The organism is Solitalea agri (assembly GCF_023914155.1).
Taxonomy (GTDB): Bacteria; Bacteroidota; Bacteroidia; order Sphingobacteriales; family Sphingobacteriaceae; genus Solitalea; species Solitalea agri.
Window position 1 is genome coordinate 392,076 of the sequence record NZ_JAMWYS010000024.1, and the last position, 17,843, is coordinate 409,918.

Consider the following 17,843-nt stretch of genomic DNA (forward strand, 5'->3'; position numbering starts at 1 on the left):
TTTGTTTAGTATTATTTAGAGTCTATTAATTAAAAAGAGGTTACACTTCACCCAACATTGGTCTTACTAATATTTCATCAACTACCGCACCTTCGCTCATTTTTAGCGCATTTACAATGGCAGAGGCCACATCTTCAGGTAAAACAAACCGCGAGGAAGGAATTGTTGTTCCCGACCACGAAGCAGTCAAAGTTGAGCCTGGTAACACAGCGGTAACTTTAATTCCCTGATGCATCAGTTCTTCACGTAATACTTTAGTAAGCCCCATCAAAGCAAATTTTGATATACTGTATGACCCGGCAGCAACTACCGGTTTTATAGATGCGGTTGAACAGATATTAAAAATATGCCCTTTGTGTTGTTCAATCATCTCACCGGCAAAATATTTGGAAAGGTAATAGGCGGCATACAGATTGGTGTTGATCATATGCTCCAACACACCATCTTCTTCATCCATGATAGAACCCGGAACATATAATCCAACATTATTAACCAATACATCAACTGATTCAAACTGATCGAGCACTTTGTCAACAAAAGCTAACAACAACTCGCGATTAGCACAATCAAACGCACTTTGATAAATCTGAATGGCAGGATAACCTTCCTTCAATTCATTCACAAGCATGTTTAAGTCCTGTTCGTTACGGGCGCAAATGGCCAAATCGTAACCTTCAGCGGCCAAGGCTTCTGCTACTGCCTTGCCAATACCTTTTGAGGCTCCTGTTATAACTGCCAGCATAACGTAAAAGTAATATGTTTGCTTTATAGTTCATAACTTATAGATCGTCGTTCATGAAAAAACTATCTCAATAATTTCAATGCGTTATTAACTATGACCATGAGTTAGGAACCATTAACTATATTTTCCTTATTTTCGCAAAAATATTCTTTATGCTGTTCTACCATTTAGGAAAGTACGTTTTATTGATGAAAGCGGCGTTAAAGCGCCCTGAAAAATGGAGTTTTTATTGGAAAGAGATTGCACGTGAAATGGTTTCGATTGGTGTTGGTTCTTTGGGGATCATCAGTATCATCTCTATTTTTATGGGTGCAGTAACATCTGTTCAAACCGCATTTCAGCTAATTAGTAATTTAATTTCCAGTTCAGTAATAGGTCAAATTACACGCGATAACTCTATTTTGGAACTAAGTCCGACAATTGGAGCATTAGTGCTTGCCGGAAAAACGGGTTCAAATATTGCATCGCAAATAGGCACCATGAGAGTTACCGAACAAATTGACGCTTTGGAAGTTATGGGTGTAAACTCACCAGGTTACCTGATTTTTCCAAAAATTATTGCCGGTGTTACCATGATTCCTTTACTGGTAATTATCTCAATAACCTTAAGTATTGTAGGCGGTGGTGTTGCAGGTGTATTATCCGGAGCATTAAGTCAAACCGATTATATTACCGGTGTTCAGGCCGAGTTTAACAATACCATTTTGGTTGCCGGTATGGTCAAATCATTTATTTACGCATTCATCATCACTTCGGTTTCAGCTTACCAGGGATTTTATACCAGTGGCGGTGCCTTAGAGGTAGGTGAATCAAGTACACGCGCAGTGGTGGTAAGTTGTATTTTAATTCTTTGTGCTGATTATATTGTGGCCCAACTATTACTATGATAGAAATTAAAGACATTAAGAAATCTTTCGACGATAAAGAAGTTTTAAAAGGTATTTCGGCTACTTTTAAATCAGGGTCATGTAATATGATTATTGGAGGAAGCGGCTCAGGTAAAACTACTTTAATTAAGTGCATGGTGGGACTTCATGAAGTAGATTCAGGCGAAGTTTTATACGATGACCGTGACTTTACTAAATTGAATTTTGAAGATCGGATTCCGATACGTAAAGAAATTGGAATGCTTTTTCAGGGGTCGGCACTATTTGATTCATTATCTGTTCAAGATAACGTAATGTTTGCCCTAAATATGTTTACCGATATGGGACATTCGGAGAAGCTTGATCGTGTTAACTTTTGCTTAAACAGAGTTAATCTTGAAAACGTAAATAAGAAATTCCCTGCCGAGCTTTCCGGAGGAATGAAGAAGCGTGTGGGAATTGCCCGTGCAATTGCCATGAATCCAAAGTATTTATACTGCGATGAGCCCAACTCAGGCCTCGACCCTAAAACTTCTATTGTTATCGATAACCTGATTCAGGAAATTACGGATGAGTTTAATATTACCACCATTGTTAACACCCATGATATGAACTCGGTGATGGAAATTGGTGACAATATTGTGTTCTTGCACCAGGGTCAAAAATGGTGGGAAGGCAGTAATAAAGAAATTAAACATACAGACAATCCTGAACTTAATGAATTCGTTTTTGCTTCGAAACACTTTAAAGAGATGCAGAAGTAATATTAAGAACGATTTTAGAAGTACAATTTTAGATTAATTGAACGATTCGATTATCGGTGCAATCATCAATATTTGCGGCGAGCATTTTAAAGAAATGCGGTAGTAATAGAAGTACAATTTTAGATTAATAGAACCTTTTCGATTATTGGTGTAATCCTCAATAATCGGTATAATCCAAATAAAAAATGATAAACCTCCTCACTCCTACAAACTGGAAAGATTATGAGCTGATTGACTGCGGAAACTTTGAAAAGCTGGAGCGTTTCGGGAAATATATCCTTATACGCCCTGAGCCGCAAGCAGTTTGGGACAAAACATTAAGTGAAGGAGAATGGCAAAAACTTCATCATATTAAGTTCAGAGGACGAACGGCCACTTCGGGTGATTGGTTTAGAAAGGATAAATCAATTCCAGATCGCTGGCATATCGAATATAAAACCAAAGATCTGGACCTTAAATTCCGACTAGGCCTAACCTCGTTTAAGCATGTTGGTATTTTCCCGGAGCAGGCTGCCAACTGGGATTACATTGCCGAGTCGATTAAGATGATGAAAACCCCAGAGCCTAAATTCCTGAATATTTTCGCTTACACAGGTGGGGCATCTATCGCTGCGAGAAATGCCGGTGCAGACACAACACATGTTGATTCTATTAAACAAGTAGTTACTTGGGCGAATGAGAACATGGAGCTTTCGGGTTTAAAAGATATCCGTTGGGTGGTTGAAGATGCCTTAAAATACGTTCAGCGTGAGGTTAAACGTGGTAAAAAATATAACGGAATTATTCTCGATCCGCCCGCTTATGGGAATGGCCCAAAAGGGGAGAAATGGAAATTGGAAGATCAGATAAATGAAATGATGAAAGACGTTGTGAAGCTATTAGATGAACAAGAGCATTTTCTGATTTTAAACACCTACTCACTCGGATTTTCCTCATTAATTGTTGAAAACCTGGTAAAAAGCTCAATGCCAACTGTAAAAAATTTAGACATTGGTGAGCTTTACCTGCAGGCTACTGCCGGTTGCAAACTGCCTTTGGGTGTTTGGGGTAAGTTCAGATCATTTTAAGCAAACTAAAACCTATTCATAAAGCAATGTCACCTGCACCCAAGTGGCATTGCTGCTTTTTAAAAAGAGTGAGGTACACAGACTAATTTCTTTGGTTTTAAAACTCTACCCTCGACCACTTTACATGCAGTATCAATAAAAAACACGAAGGTTATTTTTTTGAAACTAATTACAAAAGACTGTAACCCTAAGCCCATTCAAATCGTAAACATCTAGAAACCATTCCAAAAACCAAACTTTTCCTTCTTTATGAGCGCTTTCGTCTTGAAGATGCATGAAACAGTTACGGATTTGTGAATATCATTTTAATAATCAGTCATGCACTTAAGTAAAAGAATTCCTCTACTAACGTTATTAGTTGTTTCTGCATTTTCATCAGCATTTTTTTCAAGCTGTGATCGTTCGAGCAAAGCTTCAACTGGCTCAGTGATTAATGGTAAAACCTCGGCCAATGCCGATGCCGCTAACCTTTCAGGTTCTACCGAAAGTGAATCGGTAAAAAAGGAAGATCCGGAAGATAAAATCCCTTTTCAGCCAATTAAAATTGATACAGCCGGCAAATGGATCGTTAATGGCCCTAAACCTAAAGAAGGCGCTATTTTACCAAACAACCGTATTATCGCTTACTACGGAAACCTGTATTCAAAGAAAATGGGTGTGTTGGGCGAATATCCAACCAACGATATGTTAAGCAGATTGGATGCGGAAGTAAAAAGCTGGGAGGCCGCTGACCCTAAAACACCTGTAAAACCAGCCCTTCACCTGATTGTGGTTACCGCTCAAGGTGCTCCAGGTAAGAAAAACCGTTATAGCTTACGCATGCCGTTTAAAATGATCGACAGTACCTTGTCGATTGCAAAAAAACGTAATGCCATTGTTTTCTTAGATATTCAGGTAGGTCACAGTACACTTAAAGAAGAAATTCCATTATTGGAGCCTTACTTAAAATTACCTAATGTTCACTTAGGTATCGACCCTGAGTTCTCGATGAAAGATGGTTCGTTACCAGGTAAGAAAATCGGTACATATGATGCAGCTGATATAAACTATGCAAGTGAATTCTTACAAAACCTTGTTAAAACTTATAACCTGCCTCCTAAAATTTTGGTTGTACACCGCTTCACTCGTAAAATGGTGACCAACTCCCAAAACATTAAACTTAATCGTGAAGTTCAGGTGGTAATGCATATGGATGGCTGGGGACCTTCAACATTGAAGAGAGACTCTTACAAAAGCTATGTATATAAAGAGCCAGTTCAATATACCGGATTCAAATTATTTTATAAGAACGATATTAAATGTGGTAAACCAATCATGACACCATCACAGGTATTAACGCTTTACCCTCAACCTTTATACATTCAATATCAATAATTATTGATCGTTATCGGAAAAGGATAAAAAAAGAGTCTGCAATATAAATTGCAGACTCTTTTTTATAAAATAACCTCATCTTCTACATAAACAGAACTCTTTTCTTATTTTTCAGCAAAGTTATTTTAATGAAGAGAGCTCTGTATTTCGTATTTCTACTCCTATTTCCGGTTTTCAGTTTTGCACAGGCACAATATGATTTGGTTTTAACCAACGGACGAATTGTTGATGGCACTGGCAATACTTGGTTTAGAGGTGATGTGGGAATTGCAAATGGTAAAATTGTTTCAATTGGCACGTTCAACATAAAAAATGCAAAAAAAGTTATTGATGTCAAGAATCTTATAGTCGCCCCTGGTTTTATTGATATTCATACCCACATTGAAGATGACGAAGATAAAACGCCTACTGCCGATAATTTTATTTACGACGGTGTTACATCGGTTATAACCGGTAACTGCGGCAGTTCTAACATCGATCTGAAAAGCTATTTTAATAAAATCAAACAACTAAAAACATCTATCAACATTGGGTCTCTGATTGGTCAGGGAAGTGTAAGAAGTTTGGTGATGAATGACTCCAATAAAGAGCCATCGGCTGAACAACAAAATGAAATGGAGGCAATTGTAGAAAAAGCAATGAAAGACGGCGCAATGGGAATTTCAACCGGTTTAATTTATGTTCCAGGGATTTATTCCACCACCCAAGAGATTGTGGGCTTAGCCAAAATAGTTGCTCAATATCATGGTATTTACACTACCCATATGCGCAGTGAAACAGCCAAAGTTTTTGAAGCAATTGATGAAGCTATAAACATTGGAAAACAAGCCAATATTCCCGTTGAAATATCACACATTAAAGTTGGCCGGCCTAATCTAAATCGATCGGCAGAAACCTTAAAACTCATAGAAAAAGCTCGTTCCGAAGGCTATGATATAACCTGTGATCAATACCCCTATTCTGCGAGCAGTACTTCGTTACGGTCTTTAATTCCCGCTTGGGCATTTGTTGGTAATGACAGCACCTACCATATGCGTATAACTGATTCCGCTGCCCGCAAAAAAATCATCAATGAAATGCTAGGTGATGCCGCTAGAAGAGGTAATAAAGACTTTTCATATGCAGTGGTAGCTTATTGCAATGCCGATACTACGCTTAATGGAAAAAGCATCACACTGATAAATAAACAAAAAGGACGTGGAGAGAATTTAACAGACGAGATCAACACGATGCTTGATCTGGTTGATCAGGGTTGGATACAAATGGTTTTTCATGGCATGAATGAAGAAGACATTGAAACCATTATGAAATATCCATTTACCATGGTAGCCAGTGATGGTTCAATCCGTGAGTTCGGCAAAGGAATGCCGCACCCGCGCAGTTATGGCACTAATGCCAGGGTTTTAGGCAGATATGTACGGGAGCGCCAGGTAATTAAGCTGGAAGATGCCATCAGAAGAATGACTTCTGCTCCGGCTCAACGTTTCGGACTAAAAAGCAAAGGAATGATAAAAGAAGGCATGGATGCCGATATCGTTATTTTTGATGAAACAAAAGTTCAGGATGAGTCGACTTATGATAAGCCACACGCCTTTTCAACAGGCTTTGAATACGTGATTGTTAATGGAGCCATTACACTGGCTAATGGGAAGCATACAGGAGTACGAAACGGAAAGGTTCTTTTTGGGCCCGGCCATGTTAAGCAACCAGCAAAACATAGTAAATAAAAAAAGGATCAGGTTAAATCTGATCCTTTTTTTATTTAGCTAGTATTTTATTTTACACTAATTTTCTTTGGTTCGGAAGAGGCTACTTTTATCAGCGAGTAACCAAATAATAAAATTAAGCCTATCAATAAAACTGAACTTAATAAGATCAGCATATTTGCTCCCGGTAGTTCGAAATATTTTAAGCAGGTGCCGGTAATCAGCGAAATTAAACACGCTATGGCAGGGATAAGTAAAGTTTGTTTCATGTTTCGGTTTAATTGGTTTATTTTCCCAATTAAGAAATAAAATAAAACAAATGCAATAGTTACCCAAATTTTTTTTTACGCTATTAAAAGTTTAAAAAATTATCTTCTAGCTTTTACTGTTGCCAATGCTGGCTTTTTAGCCGTTTTCTTTGCCTTTTTATTTTTCACTCCTGATATTAAATGAGTTACCCCAAAAAGAACAAGAAATATAAAAAGAAATACCAGCGTGATGCCCCAAAGGCCAAAAACCATATTACCCGGAAAACCCAAAACAAGTAACAATAAGCCAAGACCAATCATTACCGCTCCTACAATAAACAAGACCTTCTTCAACACAATTACCATACAAACAACTACTTACTATCTTGCTTAGCAAAAACTTTTTTCAATAAATCGGTGGTACGGTTAACCGGATCTTTTCTAATGGCTAACTCCTCCTTCTCTACTTTGTAGAAAACACCGTCCATGGCTTTATTGGTAACATAGTCAGCTAAATCAGGGTTAACTTTTGAAACCATTGGCAGTTGGTTATATTTTGAAATGATCTGCCCCCATATTTTCGTTGCACCCACTACATCTAACGAATTTTTAATTACCGGATTAAATTCAGAATATAGTTGCGTTGTGGTCGTTTTCTTTAAATATTGAGTGGCTGCATTTTTCTCGCCCATTAAAATACTAAAGGCATCCTGAAAAGTCATTTGTTTAATGGCATTTACAAAGATGTTTTTGGCTTTCCCGGCAGCATCTTCAGCTGCACGATTCATCAATTTTAAGCCTTCATCAGCTAAACTCGACATGCCGATGCTACGTAGTGTCTTATCAACTTTTTGAAGTTCTGCAGGCAATAAAATTTTAACCGCCTGATCTTTAAAAAAACCATCAGGTTTAGCCACCTGAGCTATAGCAGTATCAATACCTTTATTCAATGCTTGTTTTAATCCGCTTGCAACATCCGTGTTAGTTAGCTGACCATTTGCAGTGGTTTGTTTATAAATATCGGCAGCTTGTTTTAAAAGACTTTGTGAATCGCATGAAGTGATTGTAAGTGCTAAAACAATAGTAAAAAATACTCTTCTGATCATGATTTGGTTTGCTTTTATATGTATTGAATTTGTGTTTAAAATATTGATTTATTTGAAATGATGAAGTATCATTTTTTTCTGAAAATCTAATTGTTTTTTCAAAGGCCATCAAGAACCCAAAAATTAACTTTCATGACAATCGGTGAATATTTATTTTTTGGGTTTTATTTCAAATCAAAGGCGCAGAGAGTGATTGTTTCTTTGCGCCCTTGTCAAATTTTATTAAGTTAATCTTATGCTAAAACAACTTTCCCTGACCATCATCTTCCAGATCTGTATCTTCAGGATTGGTTATTTCAAGATCAATCTTTTTTGAAGGCGTAGCCTCATCAGTCGAAGATGTTTCAGTATCTGAACCATTATTATTATCCTCAGCTACATCCGTTTCCTCCTCCTCTACCGGCTCTAATAACTCTACTTTGGCAATTTCAAACTGACTCAAACGGTTTCCATTTGCTTTAAGTCCTTTTATATCGATGAACTCGGTAAGGTTAATTTCCGAAAGCTCTTGATCTTTGGCTTTTCCTTTAAGTACCGTAAGAGCAATCCGAGGTTGATCATCAGCACTGATCAATACCAATTTTGAACCTGATTCATCGCTTATAAAACTTACTTTTTTACCAATTGTCACGTTATCCGGTACAAAGCGTTTTACAAAGAAGTTTTTAGCTTTTCCTTCAAAATGAACAACAGAAAGCACCATTTCAGGATCAAACTTACGAATGATCAACAAACCATCATCAAAATGATTAGTAAGATCGAAGTTCATTAGTTCGTACTCACCGTTTTTATAAACCGTAATGATCTTATCTTCTCCACTAAACGATCCTAAATACTTTCCTCTACCGTCGGCATTCAGGCGTTGCAAAACATCATCAAACCATATTTTTCGGCCTGCCAAAGTTGAAACACCTGCCGATTTAAAGGCAACCTTCTTAATTGGATATTTAGTTACCACATTTCCTTGCGAACCGCGACCTTTAATGGCCAATTCGGAGAAGTCAACATCAAACTGCAGCTTCCTTAATTTTGAATGTGGTTTAAGCTGCAGATTTACCACTTCCGCTTCTCCATTTGCGTTAGCCGTAAACCATAACACAGCAGATCCTTTGGTGCCTTTAGTAAGGTCGTACTCTTTATCACGGGTGATACCACCAACAGGGAAACGTTTCATATATGAAGTTCCGCTGGTTCCATCACGATAGATCATATTGTAAACCGTACGGTCGTCGTTCTTCTTGAAAACTCCCACATGGACAATATTTTTACCCATAAAGGCTTTCTCACTCACTTTCGAAACCAGGAACTTACCATCTGCACGGAAAGCGATGATATCGTCAATATCGGAACAATCGCAAACGTATTCGTCTTTCTTAAGTGAGGTTCCAACGAAACCTTCTTCTTTATTAACGTACAGCTTCACATTTGCTAACGCAACTTGAGCCGCTTGTACAGTATCAAAAGTTCTCAGCTCGGTTTTACGCTCGCGGCCTTTACCGTATTTAGCTCTTAAACGCTCGAAATAATCAATTGCATAATCAATCAGATGAGCCAAATGGTGGTTCACCTCATCAATTTCCTCTTGTAAAGTCTTCATCTGCTCATCAGCCTTTTTCACATCGAAACGAGTGATGGAGCTCATTGGCTTATCGATCAGCTTTTTGTAATCTTCAGGAAGAATTTCTCTGTAGAATTGAGAGAAGAATGGTGCAAACAATTTATTCAGCACTCCCACAACCACATCAAAAGTACCTGAACTTTCATATTCAGGATGCTTATACATTCCTTCCTGAATGAAGATTTTCAGCAATGAACTGAAGAAGATTTTTTCTTTCAATTCAGCTAAACGAATCTCCAGTTCTTGTTTTAAAAGCTCCTTGGTATGTTGGGTACATTCTGTTAAAATGTCGTTCACACTCATAAAGTGTGGCTTGTCGTTCTTGATCACGCAAGTGTTCGGCGACAATGACATTTCGCAGTTGGTAAATGCATAAAGTGCATCAATGGTAATATCAGGAGAAATTCCCGGAGCCAGATGAATGACGATTTCCACATCTTTAGCGGTATTGTCTTCAATCTTTTTGATCTTGATCTTGCCCTTATCATTTGCGGCAATAATGCTGTCAATCAATCCGATGGTAGTGGTACCGAATGGAATTTCATTGATAACAAGCGTTTTCTTATCCTTCTCGTTGATTTTTGCACGAACACGAACCCGTCCGCCACGCTGACCTTCACTATATTTTGAAACATCAGCAGATCCGCCTGTAGGAAAATCAGGTACTAAGTCAGGACGAACTCCTCTTAATACACCAATTGAGGCATCAATAAGCTCAATAAAGTTATGCGGCAAAATTTTGGTAGCCAAACCTACAGCAATACCTTCAGTACCCTGGCTGAGCACCAATGGAAACTTTACAGGTAAGGTTACAGGCTCCTGATTACGACCATCATAAGATAATTGCCAATCGGTAGTTTGCGGATTGAAAACAACATCGTTGGCAAACTTGCTCAAGCGAGCCTCAATATAACGAGGAGCTGCTGCAGAATCTCCAGTAACCGGGTCTCCCCAGTTTCCTTGGGTGTCAATCAGCAATTGCTTTTGGCCGATATTCACCATGGCATCACCAATTGAAGCATCACCATGCGGATGGTACTTCATGGTATTACCGATAACGTTGGCAGCCTTGTTAAAGCGACCGTCGTCCATCTCTTTTAATGAATGCAGAATGCGGCGTTGTACAGGCTTCAATCCATCGTACATGTTTGGCACCGCACGATCAAGAATTACGTATGATGCATAGTCCAAAAACCAGCTTTCATACAAGCCGTCCACTTTGACAACATCATCTAAATGGCCTTTGCCCTGGTTTTCTTCGTTTGGTATATCGTTTTCGTTAATCATTTTACTTTTCTACAGATTTAAAGCGACAAAATAAACTCCAAATTCATCAATCTTTTTTTCGGCTTTAAACAGTTTTACATGTTCGTATCCACCAATATCCTTTAGTACTTTTTTGGTTTTCTCGATCTCTTTGTGACTTGCACGAAGACCAAACTTTATTTCAACAAGAGCTTCTTTATTAAAAGCAATCCTTTCTCTTAATGGCGGTCTATGTGTAGAAATATCCTTAATAATTCTTACTTCTTTTTCATACTCCCATTCACTGCTCTTTGTAGCTAACGAATATCTAACACCATTAAAATACCGATCTTTTATAAAGTTCACTTTGGGGTATTTTTTATAATACTCAATTGCAAAAGGTCTATTAAAACACTCCATGTCCTTCTCAATATCAAAAGTTAAGCAAGCTCCTTGGTGCGAATTTGCATAATGTGCCCACATTAATAAACTATCATCAATTTCACTTAAGCAACAACACCCAACACCTTTTATAAGCTCACTTTGCGCAAAATCTATCATTTCTCTACAATATTCATGGTCAGTATGAATTTGATTGATCTTCTCTTCAAACTCCTTTGAATCCATATCCCTTCTTTCACGCTTTAATATGCTTTTGGCGAATTCAACTATTTCTTCTTGGGTATTTTCAAAGTCATAATTTAAACTACAATCAAATGGATCATTATATGTATGAGGATCAGCAAACCAAAGACTATTATAAATTAGAGAATTATAAAATTTTTCATTCAAACAAAAATATTTATGTAGTCTTTTGGAAATTATTAAAGAACTGCTTCCATAACCATAAGGTTCCGTAGATATTTTTATCTTATTATAACCCATTCCTCATATTCTTTAAAACCTCCACCATTAACCCAGCCAAATGCATCTTGCTCATTAAGTTGGCGTTACCACCGGTATATTCCCAATACATCAATCGGCCGTGAGAACCGGTTACGAGAGCATAGTTTTCTGAAATAGATTGAATGCAGCTTACTGCCAAAACCTTTTCATTACGATTGCTTACAATTCCTGTAATATATTTTTGTAGCTCTACCCTAATCGATTCTGCAACCAGGTTTTCTCTTCCCTTTACAGCAAACACTATTTGCAAATAGATTTTCGAATAGGTATTCGGCATACTTTGATTCTTAATTAACAGGTCGCCTCCACGAGGCTTTTAGCAAAATATTATAATTTCTACTACTAATAGAAAACTCCTAACGGAGTTCTTGTTAATCAATTAAAAGTTGGTAATACAATCAATATTAAGTTCTGTTCTGGTCCACCATTAGCCCTGCCAAATGCAGCTTTCGCTTTAAGTTGGCATAACCGTCGGTATACTCCCAATACATCAATCGGCCGTGAGAGCCGGTTACTAAAACATAGTTTTCTGAAATAGACTGAATACGACTTACTGCCACCACCTTTTCGGCTGGCGATTGCACAGTTACTTCTTCAACAATCTCCTTATTATGCTCGTCGTAGCCATGTACAATTAAGTAACTGCCAACCGTTAGGGTGATAAACATATGTATTGACTCGTAAATTATTAAACAATGGTTAATTCTTCTTCCAGGTCTTTTTCTACTCTTAGATTGCTGATAATAAATTCCTGGCGCTCCTGAGTATTTTTGCCCATGTAATACTCTAACACATTCTTAATGTGAGAGTCTTTTAAAATCACCGGATCAAGACGCATATCTTCACCAATAAACAGCGAGAACTCATCCGGAGAAATCTCTCCCAATCCTTTAAATCGGGTTATCTCGGGTTTATTGCCCAGCTTTTCAATGGCGTTCTTACGTTCTTCGTCACTATAACAGTAAATGGTTTCTTTCTTATTACGAACACGGAATAATGGTGTTTGCAGAATATACAAGTGACCATTCTTTACCACATCCGGAAAAAACTGAAGGAAAAACGTCATTAACAGCATACGAATGTGCATACCATCCACATCGGCATCGGTAGCAATTACAATGTTATTATAGCGTAATCCATCTAAACCGTCTTCAATATTTAAGGCATGCTGAAGAAGGTTGAACTCCTCGTTTTCATACACGATCTTCTTCGTTAAACCAAAACAGTTTAAAGGCTTACCCTTTAAGCTGAAAACCGCTTGTGTAGCAACATCCCTTGACTTTGTGATTGAACCAGAAGCCGAATCACCCTCAGTGATAAACAAGGTTGTTCTGAATTTTTGCTCGTCCTCTTTCTTTGAATCATCATCAAAGTGAACTTTGCAATCTCTCAACTTACGATTGTGCAATGAGGCCTTCTTCGCGCGTTCGTTAGCAAGTTTCTTAATGCCGGCAATGTCTTTACGTTCACGCTCCGACTGCATGATGCGTTTCAATAATCCATCGGCTGCATCGGGATGTTTGTGCAAGTAATCATCCAGTTCCTTCTTCAGGAAATCATTGATAAACGTACGAACCGTTGGGCCATCTGGACCAATATTCAATGAACCTAATTTGGTTTTAGTTTGAGATTCGAAAACCGGCTCCTGAACTTTAATACTAATTGCAGCAACCACCGAAGCCCGGATATCTGTAGCGTCGAATTCTTTCTTATAATATTCCCGTACGGTTTTCACCAAAGCCTCACGAAACGCGGCCTGGTGAGTTCCCCCTTGTGTTGTATGCTGGCCGTTTACGAATGAATAATATTCTTCGCCATAGTGGTTATCATGCGTTAAGGCAACCTCTATATCTTGTCCTTTAAGATGGATAATTGGGTAACGAATGGTTTCGGAATCTGTATTCTTATCCAGCAAATCATACAAACCTCTTTCTGAAAAGTACTTCTTTCCGTTGAAGTTGATGGTTAAGCCCGAATTCAGGTACACATAATTCCAGATCATGTTCTCCACAAACTCTGGAATGAACTTAAAGTTGCGGAAAATATACTCGTCGGGAATGAAATTGATAGCAGTACCATTACGCTGCGAGCTTTCCTTTTCAGCTTCTTCTCTTACGATATTACCCTTGCTGAACTCAGCAAATTTGGTTCTTCCGTCGCGGTATGATTGAACAGTGAAATTAGCAGACAGGGCGTTAACTGCTTTGGTTCCCACACCGTTCAAACCCACTGATTTTTGGAATGCTTTTGAATCGTATTTACCCCCGGTATTGATCTTCGACACACAGTCGATCACTTTACCCAACGGAATTCCACGGCCATAGTCACGCACCGAAACTTTATGATCAGAAATGGTGATTTCAATGGTTTTTCCAGACCCCATCACAAACTCATCAATAGAGTTGTCGACGATCTCTTTCAATAAGATATAAATACCATCGTCATAGGCCGATCCATCGCCCAGTTTACCAATGTACATTCCCGGACGAAGTCGAATATGTTCTTTCCAATCGAGGGATTTAATATCGTCTTCGCTATAACCAATTTTTTCTTCAGCCATATTTTATATGATACAAGAGTAAAGAATCAAGATAAAAGAATTGAAAATGATAAAGAGACGTTGATGAGACACTCTTTTTCTAAGTTCAACCAACAAATCTAATCTTTCTGTGGCGCCCAAGATTGCTAAAAATTTCAACATTTTCACAACTTTCTGAATGTCTGACTGCTAATTTTTTTTGAAGCGCATCTATCTTAAATTCCATCATAGTAAATTTGAAGCGCTGTTTTTTTTCTGAAAGTTTAATTTAAAAGGCCATCAATCCCGATAATTATCGGGACACTAACTAATTTTCAAAGCCGTTGATGATTTTTTTATTCATGTGGGTTTTATCAGCGGCAAGTTTATTATATTTAATTATCCCATCATTCACCTTAAAAAATTTAAAACGCTTATGAAACGAATTATATTTTCATTATTGCTCCTTACCGGACTTATGCTGACTTTTCAATCAGGTTCTGCCCAGGAAATTAAACGTAAAACGGTTCAGGGAGTTTGGCGTCTCGATAGTATCCTTTACGATAATATTAAAGCGTATTCAACCATTAAGGTTTTTGGTGACGTTGATGCCGCTTGTATGATAAACAGCGTTTGGACCTTTTATGGAAATTGGGATGGAAAAATTCTTTCGCCAATGGCTGAAGGTTGCCCTACCACTCCACAAACCCTTGTATGGTCAACTGGCAAAGCCGACTCTGGCAATTATTTCGGTATAAAACCATTACTAGCCGGACAAAAAGGGAAACAAATCACCCAGGGGTTTAAAATGCCAATCCAGTCAATTGATGGAAAAAACATGGTGTGGAACGAAACTGTAAACCTGAACTATAAAACTTCACGTATTACTTATTTCTTTACCAAAACAAGTAATAAAGCAAAATAACATTGTTCGTTAAGTGAAAAAGCCCGAAGCCCGGTTGAATATCTACAGGGTTTTGGGCTTTTTTATGAAATTCAGTTTAAAAACCAGCAATTACTTTTAGCATCTCTTCAGCAACCAGTTCATTACCTTTATCAGTAAGGTGAACCTTGTCAGTGGTTAAAATCCCGAATTCCTTATTTTCAGGGTTATTTTGCTTATCGTACTCCAGGAATACTTTACGCAGATCACAAACAGGCAAATTATTGGTTTTGGCAAGATCACGTATTATTTGTGAATACTTATTCAGATCTCCATCCATTTGATTGGTAAAATCGGTTTTCTCTCCAATTACAGCTGGAGTACAAAGAATCACTTTTATATTTCTCGCTTGCAGTTTTTTGATGATGGCTTTGTAAAAAACTTCAAATTTATCGGCATCAGTTCCTGTTCCCCATACTTTATGCCATACATCATTAACGCCTACCCAAATCACCACCACATCCGGATTTTTCGCCAGTACATCATCATCCATTCGTAAATAAAGATCATATACTTTGTTACCGCCAATTCCAGCGCCAATTAATTCATGATTATTTCCCTGTACTTTTGTTTTCAGCAAACTGTCTAATCGACAGATATAACCTCCGGGATTAACTCCCATCTGGGTAATTGAATCACCAAAAAACACCACCTTTTTCTTAGGTGCAATAAATCCGGCGCTTATTGTAAGCAGCATAATGGCAATAGATAAAATAATTTTTGAATGTCGCATTGAATCAAAATTTTAGTATCCGGAGTGAACGATCAGTTGCTTGCGGTAACTGTTTAAAATAGCTGATTTAGAAATAAAACCCTTAAAAACACCATCTTCCACAACCGGCAAATACCAGCTTTTGGTTGCGTCGAATGTACTCATGATTTTATGGAGCGATTCGTTTATATGAATAATTGCTAAAGGCTTTGACATTCTGTCTCCAATTAAAACATTTTCCTGATCATCAATATTGAACACTTCATCGCGTACCATATCGAAAGTGACAATACCTAGCAAATGATTCTCCTCATTAACCACGGCAAACCGGTCCTGTTTGTCGGTTCGATACAAGCGAATCAGCTCTGCTAAATTATCGGTTGGTTTCAATGTTTGCTGGCTATTATCAATAAACTCGGCCATTTTAATTGCACTTAACAAGTTCTTGTCACGATCATCGGTAAATATCTCTCCTTTTTCAGCCAGTTTACGGGTATCCATGGAAAACTTATGGACGGTACGAGCAATTAAATAAGCCGAAACTGAAACGATCATCAACGGTATTATCAAATCATAACCACCGGTGACCTCGGCAATCAGGAAGATTCCTGTTAAGGGAGCATACATTACGCCGCTTAAAATACCGGCCATGCCTACTAAGGTAAAGTTTGAAACCGGTAATTGACGATCAAAACCCAGTAAATTAAAAAAAGTGGAAAAGAAATATCCTACATAAGCACCCACAAATAATGAAGGAGCAAAGTTTCCTCCATTTCCGCCACTGCCAATAGTAACAGATGTGGCAAAAACCTTTATCAAACCAACCACACCAATAAATAAGGTAATAATCCAAACAGAAGGGCTAAACTTAGTCCCCAACCAGCTTGATGCAAATACATTGGCAGCGTCGCCGTCGGCAAGCTTTTTAATGCTTTCGTATCCTTCGCCCATTAAGGGTGGAAAAAGAAAATAAAGCCCTATCAAAATCAATCCACCTACAACAGCTTTACCATAAGGCATTGAATTTAATTTGGATAAAGCGTGCTCAACTTTTTCGGTCATACTTGCATAGTAAATTGACAATAATCCACAGAAAACACCCAAAACAAGATAAAAAGGCACATTCCAGTAATTGAACACCTGCAGTGATTTAAACTGAAAAAGAATATTTTCATTGAAAATGATTTTGGTGCAGAGTGCGCCACAAACAGAAGCGATGATCAAGGGTATAAACTCCGTTATACCAATACCGGCAAGCAAAACTTCGGCTGCAAACATAATTCCTGTTACAGGTGCGTTAAAAGCGCCTGCAATACCAGCTGCTGCACCAGCTGCCAGCAAAAGTGTCCGGTCTTTGTAATTGAGTCCATATACCCTACCATAATTAGAACCTATTGCCGAACCTGTTACTGCAATCGGGCTTTCCAAACCTGCGGAACCACCCAAACCAACAGTAACTGAGCTTGTAAAAATTTGAGAGTACATTTTCGTACGCTCTACCAAGCTTGAACGTACTGCGATATCATTTAAAATATTCACAAGGCCGCGGCCATCACGCCCTTTAAAAAAATAACGGGTAATAAACACACACAAAACCAATCCTATCAACGGAAGAAAATAGACTAGAATGCGGTCGGAGTTATAAGGCAGATCGATCGTATAGGATAGATGCAGATAATGAACCAGCGTCTTTAGAATAACGGAAGCCATTCCCGCTGTAAGCCCAACAATGATTCCTGAAAAAATAAGAAATTGATTTCTGGAGAGTTTTTGCTTGAGCCAAAAGATAGGTTTTCGAACCCATTTAATAGTAAACATGTTTCAAATTAACCATTTTATAATGAAAAATGAATGAACTCCCCATTCATCACAATTTTCAATTGTGTTTTTTATTGTACTTAAAAAAACAAAATGTTTGTCATGCTATACATAAACAAATACATTTGCAGAACTCTATAACCCACTAAGCCGATGTTTTAACTATAAAATTAATCGGAAACAGATAACAAACTGCCTTTCAAGCAGAAA

General features: G+C 37.9%; 17 protein-coding genes. 6 read left to right on the plus strand and 11 right to left on the minus strand.

Annotated features, from left to right (window positions below):
• Positions 1–40 precede the first annotated feature (40 nt).
• Entirely contained in the window at positions 41–742 is a 702-nt protein-coding gene (locus NF867_RS06435) for an SDR family oxidoreductase (protein ID WP_252586941.1), read from the minus strand.
• A 152-nt stretch (positions 743–894) separates the two neighbouring features.
• Here NF867_RS06435 and NF867_RS06440 point away from each other — a divergent pair, with 152 nt between their 5' ends.
• The 5 genes from NF867_RS06440 (at position 895) to NF867_RS06460 (ending at position 6,540) form a co-directional block, all read left to right on the plus strand.
• A complete protein-coding gene (locus NF867_RS06440) occupies positions 895–1,629 on the plus strand; it encodes an MlaE family ABC transporter permease (RefSeq protein WP_252586944.1) in 735 nt (244 codons plus the stop codon).
• On the plus strand, positions 1,626–2,372 hold the full coding sequence (locus NF867_RS06445) for an ABC transporter ATP-binding protein (protein WP_252586946.1): 747 nt from the start codon (positions 1,626–1,628) through the stop codon (positions 2,370–2,372). The genes NF867_RS06440 and NF867_RS06445 overlap by 4 nt, the downstream gene beginning before the upstream one ends.
• A 185-nt stretch (positions 2,373–2,557) precedes the next feature.
• Positions 2,558–3,439: an RsmD family RNA methyltransferase gene (locus NF867_RS06450; protein ID WP_252586948.1), complete on the plus strand. Its 882-nt coding sequence runs from the start codon at positions 2,558–2,560 to the stop codon at positions 3,437–3,439.
• A gap of 318 nt (positions 3,440–3,757) precedes the next feature.
• Positions 3,758–4,813 (plus strand): hypothetical protein, encoded by a 1,056-nt coding sequence (locus NF867_RS06455; protein ID WP_252586951.1) that lies wholly within the window; start codon positions 3,758–3,760, stop codon positions 4,811–4,813.
• Between the two features lie 128 nt (positions 4,814–4,941).
• The gene (locus tag NF867_RS06460; RefSeq protein ID WP_252586953.1) at positions 4,942–6,540 is read left to right on the plus strand and encodes an N-acyl-D-amino-acid deacylase family protein; all 1,599 of its coding nucleotides are present in this window, start codon (positions 4,942–4,944) and stop codon (positions 6,538–6,540) included.
• Positions 6,541–6,587: 47 nt separating this feature from the next.
• On the opposite strand, the gene NF867_RS06465 is transcribed toward NF867_RS06460, so the two are convergent.
• From NF867_RS06465 to NF867_RS06500, 8 genes are all read right to left on the minus strand, one after another.
• Positions 6,588–6,788, minus strand: coding sequence for a hypothetical protein (locus tag NF867_RS06465; RefSeq protein ID WP_252586955.1), 201 nt, complete (start codon positions 6,786–6,788; stop codon positions 6,588–6,590).
• A gap of 99 nt (positions 6,789–6,887) precedes the next feature.
• Entirely contained in the window at positions 6,888–7,088 is a 201-nt protein-coding gene (locus NF867_RS06470; protein ID WP_252586957.1) for a hypothetical protein, read from the minus strand.
• A gap of 53 nt (positions 7,089–7,141) precedes the next feature.
• Positions 7,142–7,873, minus strand: coding sequence for a DUF4197 domain-containing protein (locus tag NF867_RS06475; protein ID WP_252586958.1), 732 nt, complete (start codon positions 7,871–7,873; stop codon positions 7,142–7,144).
• Positions 7,874–8,111: 238 nt separating this feature from the next.
• Positions 8,112–10,778 (minus strand): DNA gyrase/topoisomerase IV subunit A, encoded by a 2,667-nt coding sequence (locus NF867_RS06480; protein ID WP_252586961.1) that lies wholly within the window; start codon positions 10,776–10,778, stop codon positions 8,112–8,114.
• A 9-nt stretch (positions 10,779–10,787) separates the two neighbouring features.
• Positions 10,788–11,621, minus strand: coding sequence for a DUF2971 domain-containing protein (locus NF867_RS06485; RefSeq protein ID WP_252586964.1), 834 nt, complete (start codon positions 11,619–11,621; stop codon positions 10,788–10,790).
• The gene (locus tag NF867_RS06490) at positions 11,611–11,919 is read right to left on the minus strand and encodes a hypothetical protein (protein ID WP_252586966.1); all 309 of its coding nucleotides are present in this window, start codon (positions 11,917–11,919) and stop codon (positions 11,611–11,613) included. Before NF867_RS06490 ends, NF867_RS06485 begins: the two co-directional genes overlap by 11 nt.
• A 127-nt stretch (positions 11,920–12,046) precedes the next feature.
• Positions 12,047–12,310 carry a hypothetical protein gene (locus tag NF867_RS06495; RefSeq protein WP_252586968.1) on the minus strand — a complete coding sequence of 88 codons (264 nt, stop codon included), beginning with the start codon at positions 12,308–12,310 and terminating at the stop codon, positions 12,047–12,049.
• Between the two features lie 20 nt (positions 12,311–12,330).
• Complete coding sequence (locus NF867_RS06500; RefSeq protein WP_252586971.1) at positions 12,331–14,202, minus strand: DNA topoisomerase IV subunit B; 1,872 nt, start codon at positions 14,200–14,202, stop codon at positions 12,331–12,333.
• A 394-nt stretch (positions 14,203–14,596) separates the two neighbouring features.
• Here NF867_RS06500 and NF867_RS06505 point away from each other — a divergent pair, with 394 nt between their 5' ends.
• Complete coding sequence (locus tag NF867_RS06505; protein WP_252586972.1) at positions 14,597–15,085, plus strand: hypothetical protein; 489 nt, start codon at positions 14,597–14,599, stop codon at positions 15,083–15,085.
• Between the two features lie 76 nt (positions 15,086–15,161).
• Here the strand turns inward: NF867_RS06505 and NF867_RS06510 are convergent, their stop codons facing one another.
• Together NF867_RS06510 and NF867_RS06515 are read right to left on the minus strand one after the other, a co-directional pair.
• Positions 15,162–15,836: an SGNH/GDSL hydrolase family protein gene (locus tag NF867_RS06510; RefSeq protein ID WP_252586973.1), complete on the minus strand. Its 675-nt coding sequence runs from the start codon at positions 15,834–15,836 to the stop codon at positions 15,162–15,164.
• 12 nt (positions 15,837–15,848) lie between these two features.
• Positions 15,849–17,633: a chloride channel protein gene (locus tag NF867_RS06515; RefSeq protein WP_252586976.1), complete on the minus strand. Its 1,785-nt coding sequence runs from the start codon at positions 17,631–17,633 to the stop codon at positions 15,849–15,851.
• Between the last annotated feature and the right edge of the window lie 210 nt (positions 17,634–17,843).

Coding starts and splice junctions, on each gene's coding strand:
- NF867_RS06505 (WP_252586972.1), top strand. CDS start 14,597: ATGAAACGAATTATATTTTCATTATTGCTCCTTACCGGACTTATGCTG.
- NF867_RS06435 (WP_252586941.1), bottom strand. CDS start 742: ATGCTGGCAGTTATAACAGGAGCCTCAAAAGGTATTGGCAAGGCAGTA.
- NF867_RS06500 (WP_252586971.1), bottom strand. CDS start 14,202: ATGGCTGAAGAAAAAATTGGTTATAGCGAAGACGATATTAAATCCCTC.
- NF867_RS06455 (WP_252586951.1), top strand. CDS start 3,758: ATGCACTTAAGTAAAAGAATTCCTCTACTAACGTTATTAGTTGTTTCT.
- NF867_RS06510 (WP_252586973.1), bottom strand. CDS start 15,836: ATGCGACATTCAAAAATTATTTTATCTATTGCCATTATGCTGCTTACA.
- NF867_RS06450 (WP_252586948.1), top strand. CDS start 2,558: ATGATAAACCTCCTCACTCCTACAAACTGGAAAGATTATGAGCTGATT.
- NF867_RS06490 (WP_252586966.1), bottom strand. CDS start 11,919: ATGCCGAATACCTATTCGAAAATCTATTTGCAAATAGTGTTTGCTGTA.
- NF867_RS06470 (WP_252586957.1), bottom strand. CDS start 7,088: ATGATTGGTCTTGGCTTATTGTTACTTGTTTTGGGTTTTCCGGGTAAT.
- NF867_RS06445 (WP_252586946.1), top strand. CDS start 1,626: ATGATAGAAATTAAAGACATTAAGAAATCTTTCGACGATAAAGAAGTT.
- NF867_RS06485 (WP_252586964.1), bottom strand. CDS start 11,621: ATGGGTTATAATAAGATAAAAATATCTACGGAACCTTATGGTTATGGA.
- NF867_RS06460 (WP_252586953.1), top strand. CDS start 4,942: ATGAAGAGAGCTCTGTATTTCGTATTTCTACTCCTATTTCCGGTTTTC.
- NF867_RS06495 (WP_252586968.1), bottom strand. CDS start 12,310: ATGTTTATCACCCTAACGGTTGGCAGTTACTTAATTGTACATGGCTAC.
- NF867_RS06465 (WP_252586955.1), bottom strand. CDS start 6,788: ATGAAACAAACTTTACTTATCCCTGCCATAGCGTGTTTAATTTCGCTG.
- NF867_RS06515 (WP_252586976.1), bottom strand. CDS start 17,633: ATGTTTACTATTAAATGGGTTCGAAAACCTATCTTTTGGCTCAAGCAA.
- NF867_RS06440 (WP_252586944.1), top strand. CDS start 895: ATGCTGTTCTACCATTTAGGAAAGTACGTTTTATTGATGAAAGCGGCG.
- NF867_RS06480 (WP_252586961.1), bottom strand. CDS start 10,778: ATGATTAACGAAAACGATATACCAAACGAAGAAAACCAGGGCAAAGGC.
- NF867_RS06475 (WP_252586958.1), bottom strand. CDS start 7,873: ATGATCAGAAGAGTATTTTTTACTATTGTTTTAGCACTTACAATCACT.